The following is a 234-nucleotide window of genomic DNA, read 5'->3' as shown; positions in this document are numbered from 1 at the left end:
ACTGAAGACAGAAAACATAAAGCCAATGATGCCAAGTGTGATGAACTGGGCTGGTTGTGTGTTCCCTTGGTTACTGAAACTTATGGTGCATGGGGAAAGGAAGCCACAGAAGCTTTCTCCCAGGTGGCCTCTCGGATTGCCACCTTAACTCGCAGGCCCAAGTCAGTAGTATTAAGTGACATTTATGGCAGGCTGAACCGTCACCTGGTGAGAGCCAACGCCACAGCCATCCTC

1 protein-coding gene is annotated in these 234 nt (G+C 50.4%); it reads left to right on the top strand.

All coding sequences use genetic code 11. The features are described 5' to 3' along the window. Positions 1–234: hypothetical protein (locus Q4528_RS16260; protein ID WP_303522816.1), on the top strand; the 234-nt coding region annotated here is incomplete at both ends.

The sequence above is a fragment of the Staphylococcus pasteuri genome (assembly GCF_030547725.1).
Classification (GTDB): domain Bacteria; phylum Bacillota; class Bacilli; order Staphylococcales; family Staphylococcaceae; genus Staphylococcus; species Staphylococcus pasteuri.
This window is presented reverse-complemented; position numbering and strand designations above follow the sequence as displayed.